The organism is Pleomorphovibrio marinus (assembly GCF_003347495.1).
Lineage (GTDB): Bacteria > Bacteroidota > Bacteroidia > Cytophagales > Cyclobacteriaceae > Pleomorphovibrio > Pleomorphovibrio marinus.
On record NZ_QCXY01000001.1, the window covers coordinates 725,831 to 746,368 of the forward strand.

Consider the following 20,538-nt stretch of genomic DNA (forward strand, 5'->3'; position numbering starts at 1 on the left):
TTCTAAATACAATGATTACTTCATGCTCGATTTCATAACGGAGATTACTTTAAAATCCTAGATTTAGGTTTAGACCAAATGACCGAGCAGTAGGAGGTGCAAATGAATCAAATCCCGCAGCCGAAGTACCAGTACCAACGGTAACATCTGGATCAATATTTCCTGCCCTGTTCAACAAGAAAAACAGGTTCCTAGCAACGAAGGAAATATTTACACTACTGAATGGAATTCCCTCTAACTTAGTGGAAGGGATATTATAGCCTATTACTGCTTCTCTCATTCTAACATTGGTAGCCGAAACGGAAAATACTTCCCCAATAGGAGCGTTTCTTCCTCCCATCTGTACCCAAAAGGTCTCTGCGTTCATGGCTATATCATTAGGAGCATAGGTTCCTTCTCCAGTCTCAACAACAGCTGTTTCATGCTGAAAGAAATTCTCCCCAAAAACTAGGCTTCCATCTCTACCTTGTAAAGTCTCCTCTGTCAAACCATCCGCATAAATAATGGCGTTAGTTAAGGAAGCAATACTACCCCCTTGACGGAAATCAATGGTGAAATTTGCCCTAAAGTTTTTATAGGTGAAGGAGTTCTGAATACCTCCCAACCAAATTGGGTTGTAATTGGCCACATTTACAGTAAACCCAGGAGTGGTTCTTGGTATACCATTCTCATTTACGATTACGCTTCCTTCATCATTACGGAGAAATCCTCTTGAATAGACCTCCCCAAACATGGCTCCTTCTTCCACTCTGTATTGTCTTAAGAAATCAGATCCTACCACTATGCTAGGACGCTCATCGTTGATTTCATTTACCGTGGAAATATTTCTGGCAAAGTTTGCAGTAATATTCCAGTTAAAATCAGATCTCCTAATAGGAGTAAATGTAATTATTGTCTCTATCCCCTCATTCTCCACATCTCCTCCATTGGTGAAAAACTGCGAGGCACCTGAGCCAACTGGTAGACCTACTGTAAAGAGCTGATTAAAGGAGTTGGTTTTGTAATAAGTAAAGTCAACCCCTATTCTATTGTCAAGAAACCTCATGTCCGCACCTAACTCTATGGATTGAGTGGTTTCAGGCAACAGGTTCTCATTGGGGAGCGTAGGATTTAAGGAAACATAGCCACCTAAACCACCGGCTCCAAAACTTGCTTGTCTTTGCAACTGGAAGGGGCTGGTGTCATTACCCACTTCAGCAAAAGAACCCCGTACCTTGGCAAAGGTAAACCAAGTTGGAAACTCAACCAGATCTGATATCACAGCATTCAAACCTACTGAGGGATAAAAGAAAGACCAGTTTTGTCTTGGCAAGGTGGAACTCCAGTCATTCCTAGCCGTAATGTCCAAGAATATGGCGTTTTTCCAAGCAATCTCTGCAAAGGAATATAAGGAGTTTACATTCCTAGGGGCACCTACATTGTAAGTGGATAATACCTGTTGGGTATTTTGCATGGCAAAGAAGTTTGGAACAGTCAAGGCAGGGCCTGTATTTGAACTCAAACCAGTGTTTCTATCCATCCGGGCATTCCCTCCTGCGTTGATATTGAAATACCAGTCTTCACTTATTTGCTTCTCATAACTGATCAAGAAATCAGTGTTAATTTCCATGGCTTCGCCAAAACCCTCGGTATACCTTCCGTTTTGGGCAATAATGTAAGAATCAGCATAGAGGGTTTCCGAATTTGTAGTGAAAGACCTATCTAATGCAGCTCTTGCTAACACGGTCAAGCCTTCTGCAACCTCATAGTTTAAGGAAGAAAAAGCGATAATCCTATCCAAAGTGTTTTGCCGAAGATTTCTGTTTACTGCCCAATAAGGATTCGCGCCTCCATTAGAACCAGGATTAAAATAGTTCTGGCGGAGCAACCCATTTTGGTTTACGTATTCAAATTGAGAAATATCCGCCGTGGCAATATTTCTTGGCAATCTGTATGCATGTCTAATTGGATTGGAAAAGTTTTCACCTTGGGCCAACTGATTGTCAATGTCTTGCCTGATATAATTTACTTTAGAATCCAAAGTCAACTTATCCGATAATTGATTCGTTAACCTCAAATTTAAGCTGTGCCTGGAAAGCTCATTGCCAGGCACTACACCTGCCGCATCAGAAAAGGTGTATGAGAAGTAAGTTTGGCTTTTCTCCGTTCCACCAGCAATGGAAAGAGTAGTGGCCAAATTATGACCCCTATTGAAGAAGTCTCTCACATTGTTTGGCTGAGGAGAAAATGCGTAAGATTCTACAGGCCAATTAGGATCTGGAGACCAATGGTCTACTGATTGCCCATCCATCCTAGGACCCCAAGCAAACTCAGAAGCAGGTGAATAGGATCCACCACTTCCTTGACCGTAAATATTTTGGTAATTGGTCAGCAAAATGGGATCATCCATCATAAAACTGGTGTTCAAGTTAACCTGAAACCCTTCCTTACCCCTTTTGGTATTGACCACTATCGCACCATTATTTGCACGGCTTCCATAAAGTGCGGCGGCATTTGGTCCCTTAAGCACGTTGATACTTTCGATATCATCCGGGTTTAAGTTCTCAATGCCCCTTGCAGGTACCCCATCTACGATGTATAGAGGTTGGCTATCACCAGAAATGGATCGGTTACCTCTAAGGATTACACGTGTAGGAGCTCCTACTCCACTTCCTGCCCTGTTAATGGACAAACCAGCAACTTTTCCGGATAAGGAGTTCATCACATTGAGCTCTCTTGCTTCGGTTAGTTCCCTTGTACTTACGTCCTGTACGGTATAGGTAAGCGCTTTTTTATCCCTTTCCAATCCAAACGCCGTTACTACCACCTCACTAAGGGCAGATTGTTCAGCGTCTAGGGCAACGTTTATCGTGTTACTATTGCCAATGGGTATTTCCTGTCGGCCATATCCCAAATAAGAAAACACTAAGGTATTGCCAGTTGTGGGAATACTTATGCTGTAATTACCATCGATATCCGTGACGGTTCCGGTGTTGGTCCCTTTGACCAAAACACTTACACCTGGGAGTGGTGAATCTGCATCTGCATCTGTAACCGTCCCGGTAATCGTTCTATCCTGCGCAAATCCCGCAAAGGAAAATAAAAGCAGCATAAAACCCAGTAAAGATTTTTTCATAATTTTTAGATTTATTTTGTAGTGTTAAAGTACCGCACCCTATAGATACGGAATTGCATGTAAAAACTGCGTGTCAAACAGTACCCTGAAAATGAATCATAAATGTGGGAAGCACTCTTAATTTTAGACCATTTTTCATTCTAATCGGTTGGAATAACCACTAAACGAGTCATTTGACCACTTAGCTAACCATTCCTCCTCACACATTGTTAGTTGTGGTGATGTTATTTTCGCCTAATATTACAAATAATTTTATTTTGAAACAATTACGGTATTACTTATTTAAATTTTTTAATTAAAACTAAGAAGTTATAATTAAAATTTTCTTTAAAATTACCTAAATAAAAAATTTATGATCTTTAAAGGCCAAACTTAAGTAATACCTTTTTATAAATAGGGTCTGAGAAAAACATTATATCCTCTAGCTATTTGAATATTTATTTCCCCCGATTTTCTATTGGACAAAGAAAAATTGGTAGAAATAACTATTTGATTAGTCAAACAACGTGCTTTTTAATTTTAGTGTCAAAGTAACTCTATCAATGCTACTGCTGCCGTATACGAAATTACTATGGAAAAGCCGAAAGCGGCTGACAAGCCCAAGTTCATCTTCCAACCAGCACGGTAAGTCCCCATCAGGTCTTTTCGATTTATAAGATATAAAATACATCCTATTACGAGGGGAAGCACAAATACAGCCGCCACTTGGGTAAGGATCTGGGCAAATATGGGGTTGGCACCCAACACAGGTACCGTGAGCCCTACCAAACTGGCGACCCCGGTAAGTATCTTAAACCTTCTGGAGGAGGTATCCAATTCTCCAGCCTGATAATCGGCAATCAACAAGGGAGCCACCATTAATATAGGAAAGATAGAGGAAAGACCTGCACTTAGGGCTCCTGTCATAAATAGAGCCACTGCAAATTTTCCTGCCACAGGCTCTAAGGTGTACACCATATCCATGACCTTCTCAATGGTTTTGCCCTCCGCATACAAAGCCCCAGTAGCGGCTGCCATGATTGCTATATTAATAATGAGCATCAAAGATGCGGATAACAAAGCATCCTTGGACTGTTCCTTGGTATGGTTTTGGTTCCAGCCCTTTCCCTTCATCAACAATGGCCTTACCACAAAAGTAGGGGCGGCCATTGTGGTGCCCACAAATGCCGCGACGAGTAGTTTCCCCCCATCAACCTCTGGAACGGAGGGTATCAGGCCCGAGGCAATTTGAACTGGTTGTGGCAACACCACAAACATGGACACAATGAAGGAAATGCCCATAATGGTTACAAAAATCACCAATACCTGCTCAAAAAAAGAATACTGCCCTACCCAAAGCAGGCTATACATGATACAAATAAGGGTAATGGCCAGTCCCAGTACCGCCCAGTAACTCTCTGCTGGTAAACCCGGAAAGAAAAGAAGGACTACCTCGTAGATAGCATTCGCACTAAGCCCAAGAATACCAGAAAGCGAGTTCCATTGTGCAATGATAATTCCTGCCACGACTAAAATAGCGATTGTTTTACCCCTTTTTATTTTAGTTTTAAAACTGTAGATGGACGTGTTGCCTGATATAATGGCATATCTTCCATATGCCTCCATCATGATCCAGGAAAAAGTACAGCTCAAGACCAACACCCACAATAACTGCATTCCAAATTGACTACCGGCTTTGGCCATAGCCGTGACACTGCCCGTTCCTACTGTGTACCCGATACAAAAAATCCCGGGACCAATGCTGAGCATCCACAGCCAAATCTTTTGAAAAAACGAGTCCTTCTGTTCACTCATTTGTTTAGTGTTATTTTGGGTGATGACTGAAAGTAAGATTAATTTTATCCTTCCTGAATAAGAAAAATCCTTCCTTGTACTGTTAAATCATAAACTTATAAAATAATACTTTGCCAAAACAAATTTTAATGTAATATTTAGAAAAACCAATTTCTTTCTTTAAGGAGGATGGTTGACCCCTTAACACTTTCTTCTCCGGTTCATCGAATTATACCTCGAACCCAAAAACACATGAAAATGGCAATCCCTATTTCCCCTTTGGAAAAATCGAAAATAAAGCGGTCTTCATCCAGGGCATTTCAGCATGCAATGGTGGCCTGTTTTCTCCTTTTGGCAAGCATCCCTTTTACCTCAATAGCGCAGGATATCGATTTATTATTGAAGGGGGGACATCTTATCGACCCCAAAAACAAGATTGATGAAGTGATGGACGTGGCAATTGCCAATAGAGCAATATATAAGGTAGGCAAAAACATTCCAGAATCGGAGGCAAAGCAGGTGATTGACATCTCAGGCCTCTATGTCACGCCGGGGCTTGTGGATATGCATGTGCATGTTTTTCACGGTACAGAGCCATTGTCCTATATCGCCGATGGAGCTACCAGCCTTCCCCCGGATGGGTTCACCTTTAGGGCAGGGGTCACCACTGTGGTGGATGCAGGGTCAGCCGGATGGAGAAATTTCCGCTTATTTAAACAACAAACCATAGACCGGTCCCAGACTCGGGTTTTGGCTTTTCTAAATATTGTTGGTACCGGCATGTTTGGTAGGTTTGAGGAGCAGGATGTCTCGGATATGAACCCCACCATGACCGCACACATGATCAACAGGCTTTTTCCCGAGCTATTGGTAGGCATTAAATCCGCCCATTACTGGGGGGATTTTACCCAAGTGGACCTTGCAGTAGAGGCCGGCAAACTTGCCGAAGTACCGGTGATGGTAGATTTTGGGGAACATCAACCCCCTAATTCCATAGAAGACCTGTTTATGAAACATTTACGTCCCGGCGATATATTCACCCATACCTATTCCTATGGCCCTGCAAATAGGGAAACTGTAGTGGATGAAGCATTACAGGTAAAGCCCTTTGTTTTTGAGGCTCAAAAACGGGGAATAATTTTTGACGTGGGCCACGGGGGAGGGGCATTTTCGTTTAGGCAGGCCATTCCTGCATTGGAACAGGGGTTCCTGCCAGATGTCATCAGTTCTGACCTACACAAGGACAGTATGAACGGGGCCTTTAAGGATATGGCGAATTTACTGTCCAAGTTCTTAACTATGGGGATGTCCCTCTATGACGTGGTGGAGAGGTCCACCTGGCGTCCTTCACAGGTAATCTCACGCCCTGATCTTGGCCACCTTAGTGAAGGGGCAGAAGCGGACGTTGCAGTATTTCGGCTAAGGGAAGGGACATTTGGGTTTCAGGATATCCGGAAAACAAAGATCGATGGCACGCACAAGCTGGAAGCCGAACTTACTCTTCGGGCAGGTAGGGTAGTATGGGATTTAAATGGTTTGTCTGCTGTACCTTGGAAAACAGAACTGGAGGGACAATGAAGGAACCAAGGAGCAAATTGAACCTGAATATATTTCTATCCCTCTTTTTTGCAGGCATTCTGCTTTCTTCCCCTTGCGTATGCCAGACTTTTGACCTATTGATCAAAAATGGTCACCTTTTAGATGCAAAAAACAACATTAACAAGAGCATGGATATTGGTATCCGTCAGGGGAAGGTTGCATTGGTGTCCGAAAGCATATCCTCATCCAAATCAAAGGTGGTGGTGGATGCAAAGGGTTTGTTTATTACCCCCGGACTCATTGACCCTCACACCCATGTTTATGTAGGAGAAAATCCCCGGGTTTTCGCTGCTGGAAGTTCCAGCGTTTACCCAGATAGCTTTACTTTTCGTTCAGGTGTTACCACTGTGGTGGACGCAGGCACCTCCGGCTGGAGGAATTTTGAAGACTTCAAGGCCAAAGTGATTGACCTCTCGCAGACAAGAGTACTTGCTTTCCTCAATATTTCCGGTGGAGGCATGCAAGGGAACCCTTCTCAAGAAGACCTAGAAGATATGGACCCAATGGCTACTTCAAAAATGATAAAAAATTACTCTGAATATATCGTAGGGGTAAAAATAGGGCATTATGAGGGGGAGGATTGGACGCCCTTTGAACGGGCAATTGAGGCTGCGGAGCTAGCAACGCTCCCCCTGTTGGTAGAATGCCACCTTCCCAACTATTCCTTGGCTGACCAATTGGAAAGAATGCGTCCAGGAGATATTCTAAGTCATACCTTTGAGAATGTAAAAGATCGTGAACCCATCATAGATACAGAAGGAAAGCTTCTTCCGGAAGTCATCCAAGCAAGGGAAAAAGGAATTCTGTTTGATGTGAGCCATGGAGGTGCAGGGTTTTGGTTTAATCAGGCCATCCCCGCCATGAAACAGGGGCTGAAGCCGGATACTTTTGGAACTGATCTGCACCGATTCAGCATGAATGCTGGAATGAAAAATTTTTCAAATGTTTTATCTAAGTTTATGGCCATGAACATGAGCTTGGAAGAAGTAATTTCCAAGGCTTCTTGGGGAACGGCATTGGCAATAGGCCGGGAAGATCTGGGGCACCTTAGCGAAGGGGCAGTAGCTGATATTGCCTTATTTAGGTTGCGGGAAGGAGAATTTGGCTTTGTGGACGCTGGAGGTGAAAAAATCACCGGAAAAAATATGTTGGAAGCAGAAATGACCATTAGGGAGGGGAGAATTGTATATGATTTAAATGGGCTTTCAGCCCGTCCCTTTAAAACGGATTAATAAAATGGATAGAAGAAAAGTTATTAAAAATTTGGCGCTCTTACCTATGGGAGGGAGCTTTATATCCCTATCAAAAGCTGAGGGTAAAGAACCCATAGGCCCCATTTCCTTGGATAAGGATATATATGAATCCATAGGAGTAGAAACCATCATCAACTGTAGGGGAACCTTTACCATAATTGGAGGGTCAAGGGAAAGGCCAGAAGTATTGGATGCCATGAAAGCTGCCGCGGGCAATTTCATCCAATACGATGAGATGGCTCATGGGATAGGCAGACGGCTTGCTGAAATCACCCAAGCAGAATGGGGGATAGTGACAGCGGGATGTGCCGCGGCAATGAAGCATGCTACTGCTGCATGCATAAGTGGTGGAAATCCCGAAATTCTCCTACGCATACCCGATCTTAGTGGTCTTCAAAAAACAGAGGTGATCATCCCCAGGTATGCCAGAAATGTATATGATGCCGCCATTCGAAACATTGGGGTCACCATCGTAGAGGTAAGCACGGCAGAAGAGTTGGAAGCAGCAATCAACCCAAAAACTGCCATGATTTATCTTATGACAAACAGGCATTCTTTACCTGGGCAGCCTTTTTCTTTGGAGGTCATTGCATCTATCGCCAACCCCAAAAAAATACCCATTCTGGTGGATGCTGCCGCCGAGAACCTAAGTATTCCTAACATTCACCTCCAACAAGGAGCTACTATGGTGGCTTATTCTGGTGGCAAGGCCATTTGTGGCCCCCAATGTGCTGGGATCCTATTAGGTAAAAAAGACATTTTGCTCTCGGCATGGCAGGCCTCTTCTCCGCACCATGGACCTGGACGGGACAATAAGGTGGGAAAGGAGGAAATGATGGGAATGCTCGCTGCGGTAGAAGCCTGGGTTACCCGAAATCATGATGAAGAATGGAAAACATGGGAAAGCTGGCTGGATCAGATTGGGGCTCAAGTAAGAAAAATTAAGGGGATAAGCACTGAGATACAACTTCCTACAGATCTCAACAACAGAGCTCCTGTACTTCAGATAATGTGGGACCCCAATCAATTGTCGATTACAGGTCCTGAGCTGGCGGAATACTTGGGCAGAAACAAACCAAGATTGGCAGTAGGGGGAAGAGACAACGGGGAGGAAGTGACCATGATCACCATTAATCCAAGCCAAATGATAGCTCCCGAAGTTACTATTGTGGCTGAAAGACTTCATGAGGTATTAAAAAAGAAAAGAAGTCCCAAAAATCCTATGAAAGCCCCAATCGGAACACTGGCTGGCCGGTGGCAGGTGGATATTGAGTTCTTTAGCAGTACATCTACCCATAAATGGTTTTTAGAGCAGGATGAAAATTGGCTTTTGGGTAGACATGAAAGTGACTTTTCCTCTCAGGACATCCTGGGTACCATAGAGGGTAAGGAAGTGAAATTGCACAGTACTTACCGTGAACCTGGCAAGCAAGTGCAGTATATGTTTAACGGGAGTCTTGAAGGAGACACCATAAGTGGTAACATCCATCTTGGAGAATATCAAACAGCAGTTTTCACAGCAAAACGCCTGGATTTCTCCCCCAAACGGAAACCCATATTGATTCCGGATGGACCACCTCTGGCTACCTGAATCAGCAGCTAGGAAAAGGAAAAGTTTGGTATCTGCCAAGCCTTATCAGTGAAAATGGAAGGGAATATTGGGTACCATTGTAAAAATTTGTGAATCTTTGTCTCGGTTTTATCAACACCTCATTTAAAACAACTATGAAAAATATTCTGTACCTAGCTGTCTTGCCATTCTTTCTAATGATGAATTGCACGGCAGAAAAAAAAGATGGTCAAAACCCAGTGAATGTAACCCAAGAAAATGACGATATCGATGCCGAAAAACGAATCGAGGAACTTGGAATAGAACTGGTCATGCCTAACCCACCCACGGCAAACTACTTGAAAGCCAAAAGGGTTGGAAACGTAGTTTATTTAGCAGGCCATGGCCCAGATAGGCCAGACGGTACTCAGGTGATCGGGAGACTTGGAGAAGACTTGGAATTGGAGGCTGGCTATGAAGCCGCCCGCTTCACAGGAATTTCCCTTCTATCCTCCCTAAAAGCTGAAATAGGGGACCTCAACAAAGTGAAGAACATCGTCCGTGCACAGGGCATGGTAAATGCCCATCCTTCCTTCAAACAGCATTCCCAGGTAATCAATGGCTATTCCGACTTGATGGTAGAGGTATTTGGGGAGAAAGGCAAACATGCCAGAGCGGCTATAGGAATGAGCTCCCTTCCAAACAATATAGCAGTGGAAATTGACATGATCGTGGAACTGAAGGAGTAGGTTTTACTCCTTCTATTCCCTCTTTAGTCATTTCTCTTTACCATTTTGCCCCTTTCTTGACCATCCCGACTCCGCTACTTCTTCATGGAGCCTGACACCACCTTTGATTCCAAAATCCATGGTGCGGATTGGGAAAGGTATAGTGATATCATTCTCGTCGAAAGCCCTTTTAATATTTTTGATTGCCGCATTTTTGGCGGACACAAAAGCTTTGTTTTCCCTGCTATATTCAAGCCAAACGTTTACGGAAAAATCGATCGAGCTATCTCCAAATCCTTTCCAAAATACGGTGATGTCCTCATTTTCGATTCTTCCGGGTACTCGCCCCACGGCTTCCTTTACTAAGTTTTCTACTTTTTCCAAGTCATCTCCATAGCTTACCCCCACATCCACCCTTAGTCTTCTGCGACCATCTTCCGTAAAATTGATAAAGTCTTCTTGAAAAAGGTACCGGTTGGGAACGTGCACTACAGGTCCATCAAAAGTTTTTACCTTGGTAACCCTTAAATCTATATCCACCACATTTCCCATCACCCCATTAGTGGTTTCTATAACGTCTCCAATGGCATAGGGCTGCTGAAAAGTAATGTATATCCCAGAGATGAAATTGGCTGCAGTTTCTTGAAAAGCAAAACCAAGTGCCAAACCTATAATCCCAAGTCCGGCCAGGATAGAAGCGACCGTTCCGGTCAACTGTAAAATAGAAAGTGCCATCATAAACCCCAATATGATGACTACCAAAAAAATCAACCGGCTGAGAAAACCACTAATGGTTTCGTCCAGATTAATCCTTTTTAGTTGTTTCTTCGAAAATTTTTCTATGGTCCTAGCCACAAATAAGAACATAAACAGCACCAATATGGAGATGATTAGGTTGGGAAGAAGCCGTACAAGGGCAATCATCCAATTTTCCAGTTCGTCGAATAAGGTATTGAGTAGTTCTGTGGTTTCTATTTCTTCCATAATGGTTCGGTTTGTATGCGAAGAGAATTTTAGGGGCATTAGACTATTACCTTCATAGCCTGACATTAAAATATGCGAACAAATAATGCTCCAAATAGCCTTATCCTTTACAAAAGGTTGATTTTGGTTAGCCAGGGTTTGTTTTTAGTGGCTAATCCCTTTACTTTTATCCTGACAAGCAATATTTTTATCCGGTATATGGGAGAAGAAGAGAAAATCAGGAAGGCTTTTAAAGAAAGGGACTGGGCTGAAATAAAAAGTGCCGACTCATGGGTGGTATTTAAGGTCATCTCGGAATTTGTGGAAGGCTTTGAAAAATTGGCTAAAATAGGGCCGTGTGTATCCATTTTTGGTTCTGCCCGTACCCAACCTGACAACGAGTATTATAAAATGACCGAAGAAATTGCGGCCAAGTTAGTGCGGCATGGTTACGGGGTGATCACCGGAGGAGGGCCTGGCATCATGGAAGCAGGCAACAGAGGAGCACATTCAGAGAACGGCAAATCGGTAGGGTTGAACATCAAACTACCCTTTGAGCAGTTTGACAATATTTATATAGATAGAGACAAACTCATCAACTTTGATTATTTCTTTATCCGAAAGGTAATGTTTGTGAAATATTCACAAGGCTTCATTGTCCTTCCTGGAGGATTTGGGACTTTGGATGAATTTTTCGAGGCACTTACCCTAATTCAGACAAAAAAAATCGGGCGTTTCCCCATAGTTATGGTAGGTAGCAAGTATTGGCAGGGTATGATTGACTGGATAAAAGAGGTGATGCTTCATGAACACGGTAATATTTGCGAAGAAGACCTGGATCTTTTTTCCGTTGTGGATACCGCCACTGATGCGGTAGCCGTCATTGATAAATTCTACAGCAAATATTTACTATCCCCCAATTTCTGAGCCTTGGAAAATCGTCGACTTACACCAATATATGTCCTACTCGGCATCTTGTTTTTGGGCTTATTTTACCTATGGGGTCAAACACCCAAAGGGGATGGCCCTGTCTATTATAACTTTGAAACCGATGCCCCAGAACCCAGCAGCGTGGCGCCCTTAGAAATGCGCTTTCCGGCAAGGGTGAGGATTTTCGACAAGCCTGAACAGGTGGGCTTTGCCGGGGAGGTAGCTCCACTTCACACCCCGGATGTTTGGGAAAGGTTTGAGAGGGAAGTCTATGTGAATGCCTACTGGGAGTCGAATACACTTTTGATGATGAAGAGGGCGGGAAAATTTTTTCCCTATATTGAGGAAACCCTTAAAAACAACGGTATCCCTGAGGATTTTAAATATGTTGCGTTGATAGAATCCGGTTTGATGAATGTGGTTTCACCCGCTGGGGCAAAGGGATTTTGGCAATTTATGGAAGGGACTGCCAAGGATTTTGGGCTGGAAGTAAGTAGTGAAGTGGACGAAAGGTACGATTGGGAAAAATCCACTATTGCGGCCTGTAAATACCTCAGGTCGGCATTTGGTAGGTTTGGAAATTGGACCAGTGTAGCGGCAAGTTACAACATGGGTATAGCTGGTCTTACCCGAAGAAAAAACGAGCAGCAGGTTCCTAATTACTATGATCTTCATTTAGTGGAAGAAACTAGCAGGTACGTTTTCCGAATTTTAGCACTTAAGGAGATTTTTGAAAACCCTTCCAGCTATGGTTTTGAACTTCAACAAGATGACTTATATGCCATCCCTGCCCTCAAAGAAATTGAGGTGGGCAGCTCCATCCCAAACCTTGCACAGTGGGCCATTCAGCAGGGTAGTAATTACAAGGAACTTAAGATTTACAACCCCTGGCTTAGAAGTGATAAACTGACAGTAAGGAGTGGAAAAACCTATGTCATTAAACTTCCCGTTTAAATATTTTCTTAAAATCAGTCCATTGTACTAAAAAATATGGCTATATTTAAAGAACAGCTATGGCCATCCCCCAATGAAAAATAAAAAGACCCTCATTATTATAGGCAGTATTTTCCTTTTCTTTTTGTTGATTTTAACTTTTACCCCTACCCTTGTAAACTGGTACCTAAACCGAAATGCAGAAAAGATCGTCTCGGACATGATTACCAGAACCGATCATATGGCCGGGCACGAGGTTCATTTCGGAAATATTCGTTTTGATTACAATTTCAGGGGGACCTTTTTAAGGCTGGAAGATGTGGATATACAACCCGGGGAAGCCTTGGAGGATAGGGACAAGATAAAGTTTTACCTAAACATGAAAAGTGCCAGCCTTACCGGCTTTCAATGGGTGGATTTCCTTTTTTTCAATAGTATAAAATTGGATTCGGCCAATCTAGAAGATGCAGTGCTGGAAACCCATTCTCCTCCTTTGGATTCCCTGGATCTTGACAATGGGGATTTGGAGGAAAACGGGCAGAACTACAACCGTATAGGGGTAAATCATATCCGCGTAAACAAGGTTTCTTTTGAAAACCGAGACACCTACAATGATTCCACCCGATTGTTTATCCAAGATTTATTTGTTTATGGGGATGATTTCCTTTTGACGGACGAGGACCTGGCGGATCCCAATGCGGTTTTTGAAATCAGAAAAATTGAGGGATATATGGATCAAGCTGTTGTGCATTTCAATACATACAGAAACGCAATCCTGGCAAAAGACATGTCCTTCAACACGGACGACAAAAAGTTATCCATTGAGAAGGTCATCTTGGACAACAAAATGGAAAAATATGAATACATCCGGCAATTTGACTATGAGACGGACTGGATTGAGTTAAATCAAGGGAAGGTGGAAATTGAAGGCATGGACTTTCAGGCCTATATTCGAGAAAGAAACCTTATTGGGGAAACCTTAAGTTTATCCGGGTTGGAATTAGAGGTGTTTAGGGATAAAAGGAAGCCAGAAGATACCGAAAGGCGACCGGACATGATCCATGAAATTATTAAAGGGTTGTCAAAAAAGGTTCGGATAAAGGAAATCCAAATAGAAGATGCCTACATCGCATATGAGGAGCGGCCTGATAACGATGCTCCAAAGGCCGGTAGAATTTACTTTGACCAAGTAAGTGGCACAATAGGCCCATTCAGCAATTTTTCGGAAGATTTGGAGGAAGATGACAAAATGGAAGTTAAGGCAAAAGGGAGATTGATAGGCAAGGGATTGATCAACCTGCATCTCACCTACTTTATCAATGATGAATCAGGGAAGTTTCTGATGCGGGGTGATATAGGTGGTATGGATATTACACCCCTAAACCAGATGATAGAACCAGCTACCCAAGTCGCCTTAAAAAGTGGAAATTTATTGAGTGTGGATTTTAACATTGAAGCAAATGATATTGAGGGAAGAGGGGATCTGATAGTAAAATATGCAGACTTAGAGATAGAAATTTTGGATAAGGATTTTGGCAGAAACCAAGGTCTATTCCGAAGAATCGGTTCCTTTTTGGCCAATAAAATCGTGGTTCGCAACCAAAATCCAAACCCTAGGGGCTCCCTTAGCGAGGGGACAGTTTACTTCAAAAGGGAACAACACAAATTTATTTTTAGCTATTGGTGGGACCTGGTTCTTAGTGGGCTACGCACCACCATTACCGGAGAGAGTGAGGAGGACCTTCGAGAAAGCAGCTGATTATCCTGTTTTTGCTGAACCAATTCTTTCCCTTCAAGTTTAATGGTATACGGTTAACATTTACGCCCTTAATTCCATAATTTTGCAAATTGAAAAATTCGCAGCAGGGAAATCCTTTTTATGACAGCAGAAAGCCAACGCCAGCAAGAAATAATAGAGATTTTTGGGGCCAGGGAGCATAACCTCAAAAACATAGACCTGAACATACCCAGAAACAAACTGGTGGTGATCACTGGCATCAGTGGAAGCGGAAAAAGCTCCCTGGCGTTTGACACTATCTACGCTGAGGGACAAAGGAGGTATATGGAGAGCTTTTCTGCCTACGCACGTTCCTTTCTTGGGGGCATGGAAAGGCCAGACGTGGATAAAATCAATGGGCTGTCACCTGTGATTTCTATAGAGCAAAAAACCACCTCCAAAAACCCGCGTTCCACAGTAGGCACTGTCACTGAAATCTATGATTTTATGCGTTTGCTCTTTGCAAGAGCCGGGGAAGCCTATTCCTATCTCAATGGAAACAAGATGGAAAGGCAGACCGAAGACCAAATTATTGAACAACTTTTCCAACAGTTTGATGGCAAGAAACTACATGTCCTAGCCCCAGTGGTAAAAGGGAGAAAGGGCCATTACCGAGAGCTATTTGAACAAATCCGAAAAATGGGCTATTCAAAGGTTCGTGTAGATGGAGAAGTAGTGGATGTAGTCCCCAAAATGCAGGTGGATCGGTATAAAATCCATGACATAGAAGTGGTGGTGGATAGGATTGTGGCTGACCCTGAGGACAGATACAGGATAGTTCAGTCCTTAAAAACCTCCCTGCAGCTTGGTAAAGGCATCATCATGCTAAAAGACGATAAGGGGGAAATCCATCATTTTTCGAAGTATTTGATGGATCCCCTTACCGGGTTAAGCTACGATGAACCTGCCCCAAACAGCTTTTCCTTTAACAGTCCCTATGGGGCTTGTCCTACCTGCAACGGCTTAGGCATCATAGAGGAAATCACCCAAGACAGCATTATCCCTGACCCCAATCTCAGTATTAGTCGTGGGGGGATTGCCCCATTGGGGGAGTATAGGGATATTTGGATATTCAAAAAAATAAATGCCATATTAAAAAGGTATAAAGCTAGCATCTCCACGCCCATCAACAAACTGGAAGATGAAGTGATAAAAACCCTGCTGTATGGGGACAAGGTGGAAGTGGCAGTGGACTCTGTGAAGTACCCAGGTACGAAATGGAATACCACTTTTGAGGGCATTATCAACTTTTTGCAGAAACAGCAAGAAGGTGGGTCAGAGAAAATCCAGAAATGGGTAAGTGATTTCACTGTTTCCAACACCTGTCCAGATTGCCATGGATATAGGCTGAAAAAAGAATCCCTCCATTTTAAGATCGCCGGTAACCATATTGGAGAATTGGCTGAAATGAACATTCGACAACTAGGAGAATGGTTTGAGGGAGTGGAGGAAAGAATGACCGAAAAACAACAGATTATCGGTAAAGAAGTCCTCAAGGAAATCAGGAAAAGGATAGGATTTTTGCTGGATATCGGCTTGGACTACCTTACCCTTAACCGTCCACTCCGTACACTTTCCGGGGGTGAGGCACAGCGAATCCGGTTGGCCACCCAAATCGGCACTCAGCTGGTAGGAGTCCTTTATATTTTGGATGAGCCAAGTATCGGGCTCCACCAAAGGGACAACGTGAAACTCATCAAGGCCCTGCAAGACCTCAGGGACCTGGGAAACACGGTCATTGTGGTGGAGCATGACAAGGATATGATGGTAGAGGCAGACTATGTGATAGACATAGGCCCAGGTGCTGGTAGACACGGAGGCCAAATCGTGGCCAGTGGCCACCCCCAGCAAATCCTTCAATTGGATAGTCTTACCGCCCAATACCTAAACGGAATTAAAAAAATTGCCGTACCCAAGAAAAGGCGGAAAGGAAATGGTAAACACCTGCTATTGAAAGGTGCAAGTGGTCATAACTTGAAATTTGTGGATCTGGATATTCCCTTGGGAACCATGGTCTGTGTGACAGGAGTTTCTGGATCCGGGAAAAGTTCCTTGATACACGAAACCCTTTATCCCCTATTAAACCAGGCCTTTTACCGTTCCAAGAAAGAGCCACTCTCATACCAGGTGTTGAGGGGAATAGAGCATTTGGATAAGGTCATTGAAGTGGACCAAACGCCCATTGGAAGAACCCCAAGGTCTAACCCAGCCACTTACACCGGAGTCTTTACGGATATAAGAGCATTGTTTACCGAACTTCCTGAATCCAAAATTCGGGGATACAAGCCCGGTAGGTTTTCTTTTAATGTAAAAGGGGGACGGTGCGAGGACTGTGAAGGTGCAGGGATGAAATTGGTAGAAATGGATTTTTTGCCAGATGTTCATATCCCTTGCGAATCCTGCAAGGGCAAACGTTACAACCGGGAAACACTGGAAGTCCGCTTCAAAGGCAAATCCATTTCTGATGTATTGGACATGACAGTGGAACAAGCTGTGGAGTTTTTCGAAAATCAACCCAAAATTCTTAGAAAGATACAGACCCTTCATGAGGTTGGACTGGACTATATCACTTTGGGCCAGCATGCCACCACCCTTTCAGGTGGAGAAGCCCAAAGAGTTAAACTGGCCACTGAACTTTCTAAAAAGGACACAGGGAAGACCTTTTATATCCTCGACGAACCCACTACTGGCCTGCATTTTCAAGATATTGAGCATTTATTGAGTGTTCTTCAAAAACTGGTGGATAAAGGAAACACGGTATTGGTAATAGAACATAACATGGATGTCATCAAGGTGGCCGATCATATTATTGACCTAGGCCCTGAGGGAGGTGATAAGGGAGGACAAATCATAGCCACCGGTACACCTGAAAAGGTGAGTAAAGTACCAGAAAGTCACACAGCAAAATTCCTGAATCAGGAATTGCTGGAATTTCAGAAAGTGTAGGTTGTGCAGCTGGAAATAGTTGCTATTTTTCGGACCAACCAAGAATGTGCGACACTCCTATTTACAAAATAAGCATCAGTAAATTAACTGGGGTATAGCTTGACCAATAGCATATTATACTATAAACTCCTAAAGCAATACAGGAAGTCCTGATTGGTATAGAATCAAACCCTATATTTACAAAATTATAAGAAAAAACCAACCCCATTTGTCCCATGGGGCTGGCTTAACTATTCTATGCTTAACCTGATCTTGATGGAAAGCAGCTTTTTTTAGGCCAAATTAAAAATCGCTATCATCATCATCAAAGTCCCTGTCTCCCCTGTCGTCTCTTCCATTCCTATCCCTAAATCCTCCAAATCTCCAAGTAAATGCAATGGTACCTATCCTCGTTTCCCTGTTAAACATCCGATCCTGAACAAAACGCTGGTCATCGTTTCTAATCCTGAAGATACGGGTGTTAAAAATATCACTAACATTCAATGTTATGGTTGCATTATCGTTGAATAGGTTTTTCCTGATACCTGCATTGATTCCCCAAAATGGCTCTAACTCCCCCTGTGGGAAAACAATAGGCCCCCTGTAATTGCCTTGAACTTGTAAGGTAAATAAATTGGGTATGGCCATGCTGGACAACAGGTTTACAGTCCAACTAAAGTTGCTATTGTTGAACCCCTCCTCAATATTATCCCCAAATATTTCTGAATAGAAAAAGTTTCCAGTCACGGTTGCATCCCACCAGTTGTTGATCTGCAACTGGTTAACTATCTCAAACCCGGTGCTATTCCTACGAGCCGCGTTTTCCCTGGTTTGAATCGCTATATTTTCATCTGTCAACCTTATGACTCGGGTGAGCACATTGGTGGAGGCCCTATGGTACACTGTAGCATTCATAAGATACCTTTCCCATCCTTTCATATAGCCAAACTCATAACTGTCTGTAAACTCAGGTTGTAAAAAGGGGTTTCCTATACTCAAATTAAGCAAATCCCTAACCCTGTATATAGGAGACAATGACCACAGGTTTGGCCTTGAAATCCTTCTGCTGTAGTTGGCGGAAAACTCTTGTTCCTCACCCATGTCATAGCTCAAATACATGGAAGGAAAAAGATTAAAATAATTATTGACAATGGCCGCCTCTCTATCTCCTGCAAACCCAATTGTCTCTGTATATTCTGCTCTTAGCCCACCCTGATAACCAAATTTTCCCAAGGTGTTTCTGTAAGCAAAATATCCGGCATAAACATCCTCCTTGAATCTGTAGCTGTTACTTAAGGTATCAATCATTACCGGTTGAAATTCGGTACCCTGATCACCCTGAAAAAAGTCCTGCTCCCTGTCCCATAAGGAAAATGTACCTTTTAAACCGGACTCTAATTCTCCGCCATTTTCAAAAGGCTTTACATAGTCCAACTGGAAAACGTACAAATCACTAGTCTGAGGCCTGTCATTTATTTGAAGCAAATAATTTGCAGGTACTTCTTCCATGGAGGGATTAAAAAAAGACTGCTCATACTCCTCAGTCTGCACCCTTTCATCTCGAGAATAGGACAAAGAAGTAAACAACTTTTGTCCCAAGGTATCTATTTCCCAATCATAATTTAACCCGGTTTCAAAATTAAAGCTCTGCCTAACATCATCTTGATCCCGAACATACAGGCTATCCAAACCACGTTCGGTGTTGAGGTTTCTTTGGTTAAGCCGATTAAAGCTTGTACGATCCCTAAAGTTGCCTTGGGCATAAAAACCTAGGGTACCTTTATCGGTTACGTTATAATCAAAGCCACCTCGAATCAGATGGGTAATATCCACCCTTTCCCCGTAGGAATCCTGGTCCAAAAATTGGCTTATCCCAGGTATAAAATTTTCCCTAAAAGCCTCAGATTCCCTAAATGTCCTTCTATTTTGGTAATTATAGGATGCGTAGTAATTTACCCGTCCAGCACCATAGTTTACGTTTATTCCGGCATTATACTTATCTCTTGTTCCAACAGATATATTGGCCTGACCATTCAGTCCAGTCTTTTCGTTTTTCTTCAATATAATATTGATGATACCTCCTACCCCTGCAGCGTCATATCGGGAAGAAGGGTTAGTGATCAGCTCCACAGATTTGATACTATTTGCTGGAAACTGCTCCAATATGGATTCTGCATCATCCCCGGAAAGGTTAGATGGTCTCCCGTTGATATAAATCAAAATATCACCACTCCCTCTCATAGTGATTCCTCCTTCGTCATCCACCTGAATGGAAGGAAGGGTTTCCAAAAGCTCAGAGGCAGTAGCACCCTCTGCTACCACGCTGTTTTCTACATCGTACCTTCTCTTATCGATATCGGACTCAAAAATACTGGTTACTCCCTCCACCGTTACCTCATCCAAGCCAGTGGCACCAGAAAGCAATTCTATATTTCCGAAATTGACATTTCTTTTATCGCCTAATGACACTTCCTTATAATAGCCATCATAACCTATAAAGCCAACCTTTAAGATATAATCTCCGGGCTGAGCAACAAAGTTGAAAGTTCCATCGATGTCCGACATGCCACCAGCTACTACAGAAGAGTCGGATTTGTCCAACAAGGCCACATTTGCAAACTCTAGTGGTTCCTTGCTTTCCGCATCTCGCACTTTTCCTTTTAAATCAACATCCTGCGCTAATACCGGAAAAACGAAGGTTAAGAAAGAAACTATTGTTAATAATGCTCTCATTATGATTTGGTTTAGGTCAAAAAAAGCAATTTTTGCTTTGAACGTTATAGGTTAAATGGGCATATGAGAAACACCGATACCTGCGGTCAGGTACCAAATGCAAGAACTTAAAATGGGTTTTTACAGCCCTTAGGCTTTTTATGAACATCCCTTTAGCAACTAATGTTCACAATAAATGTATATACAATTAAAGTGCCGTAGGCTGTTCTAATATCTGATTTTATGTCAGTCCACAATATCAGGGATGAATGGAGAATAGC

At 42.9% G+C, this 20,538-nt stretch carries 12 protein-coding genes; 8 read left to right on the forward strand and 4 right to left on the reverse strand.

The genetic code is table 11. The features are described 5' to 3' along the window. Positions 1-49: 49 nt before the first annotated feature. Positions 50-3,115 (reverse strand): SusC/RagA family TonB-linked outer membrane protein, encoded by a 3,066-nt coding sequence (locus DB520_RS03085; protein ID WP_114748165.1) that lies wholly within the window; start codon positions 3,113-3,115, stop codon positions 50-52. Positions 3,116-3,640: 525 nt separating this feature from the next. Beyond that, entirely contained in the window at positions 3,641-4,909 is a 1,269-nt protein-coding gene (locus DB520_RS03090) for an Nramp family divalent metal transporter (RefSeq protein ID WP_114748166.1), read from the reverse strand. A 309-nt stretch (positions 4,910-5,218) separates the two neighbouring features. Here DB520_RS03090 and DB520_RS03095 point away from each other — a divergent pair, with 309 nt between their 5' ends. The 4 genes from DB520_RS03095 (at position 5,219) to DB520_RS03110 (ending at position 10,038) form a co-directional block, all read left to right on the forward strand. Next, a complete protein-coding gene (locus tag DB520_RS03095; protein ID WP_114748763.1) occupies positions 5,219-6,466 on the forward strand; it encodes an amidohydrolase/deacetylase family metallohydrolase in 1,248 nt (415 codons plus the stop codon). Then, positions 6,463-7,719 carry an amidohydrolase/deacetylase family metallohydrolase gene (locus DB520_RS03100; RefSeq protein ID WP_114748167.1) on the forward strand — a complete coding sequence of 419 codons (1,257 nt, stop codon included), beginning with the start codon at positions 6,463-6,465 and terminating at the stop codon, positions 7,717-7,719. The genes DB520_RS03095 and DB520_RS03100 overlap by 4 nt, the downstream gene beginning before the upstream one ends. A gap of 4 nt (positions 7,720-7,723) precedes the next feature. After that, the gene (locus DB520_RS03105; RefSeq protein WP_114748764.1) at positions 7,724-9,331 is read left to right on the forward strand and encodes an aminotransferase class V-fold PLP-dependent enzyme; all 1,608 of its coding nucleotides are present in this window, start codon (positions 7,724-7,726) and stop codon (positions 9,329-9,331) included. Between the two features lie 134 nt (positions 9,332-9,465). Beyond that, positions 9,466-10,038 carry a RidA family protein gene (locus tag DB520_RS03110; RefSeq protein ID WP_114748168.1) on the forward strand — a complete coding sequence of 191 codons (573 nt, stop codon included), beginning with the start codon at positions 9,466-9,468 and terminating at the stop codon, positions 10,036-10,038. Between the two features lie 27 nt (positions 10,039-10,065). Here DB520_RS03110 and DB520_RS03115 read toward each other — a convergent pair whose 3' ends face one another. Then, on the reverse strand, positions 10,066-11,001 hold the full coding sequence (locus tag DB520_RS03115) for a mechanosensitive ion channel family protein (RefSeq protein WP_157971912.1): 936 nt from the start codon (positions 10,999-11,001) through the stop codon (positions 10,066-10,068). A 198-nt stretch (positions 11,002-11,199) separates the two neighbouring features. On the opposite strand from DB520_RS03115, the gene DB520_RS03120 reads away from it, so the two are divergent. The 4 genes from DB520_RS03120 (at position 11,200) to uvrA (ending at position 17,566) form a co-directional block, all read left to right on the forward strand. After that, positions 11,200-11,907, forward strand: a complete 708-nt coding sequence (locus DB520_RS03120; RefSeq protein WP_114748765.1) for an LOG family protein — start codon at positions 11,200-11,202, stop codon at positions 11,905-11,907. Between the two features lie 3 nt (positions 11,908-11,910). Further along, complete coding sequence (locus tag DB520_RS03125; RefSeq protein ID WP_232834814.1) at positions 11,911-12,864, forward strand: lytic transglycosylase domain-containing protein; 954 nt, start codon at positions 11,911-11,913, stop codon at positions 12,862-12,864. A 73-nt stretch (positions 12,865-12,937) separates the two neighbouring features. Continuing rightward, positions 12,938-14,602, forward strand: a complete 1,665-nt coding sequence (locus DB520_RS03130) for a DUF748 domain-containing protein (protein WP_114748170.1) — start codon at positions 12,938-12,940, stop codon at positions 14,600-14,602. 120 nt (positions 14,603-14,722) lie between these two features. After that, a complete protein-coding gene (uvrA, locus tag DB520_RS03135; RefSeq protein WP_114748171.1) occupies positions 14,723-17,566 on the forward strand; it encodes an excinuclease ABC subunit UvrA in 2,844 nt (947 codons plus the stop codon). A 282-nt stretch (positions 17,567-17,848) separates the two neighbouring features. On the opposite strand, the gene DB520_RS03140 is transcribed toward uvrA, so the two are convergent. Continuing rightward, the gene (locus DB520_RS03140) at positions 17,849-20,278 is read right to left on the reverse strand and encodes a TonB-dependent receptor domain-containing protein (protein ID WP_114748172.1); all 2,430 of its coding nucleotides are present in this window, start codon (positions 20,276-20,278) and stop codon (positions 17,849-17,851) included. Positions 20,279-20,538 lie beyond the last annotated feature (260 nt).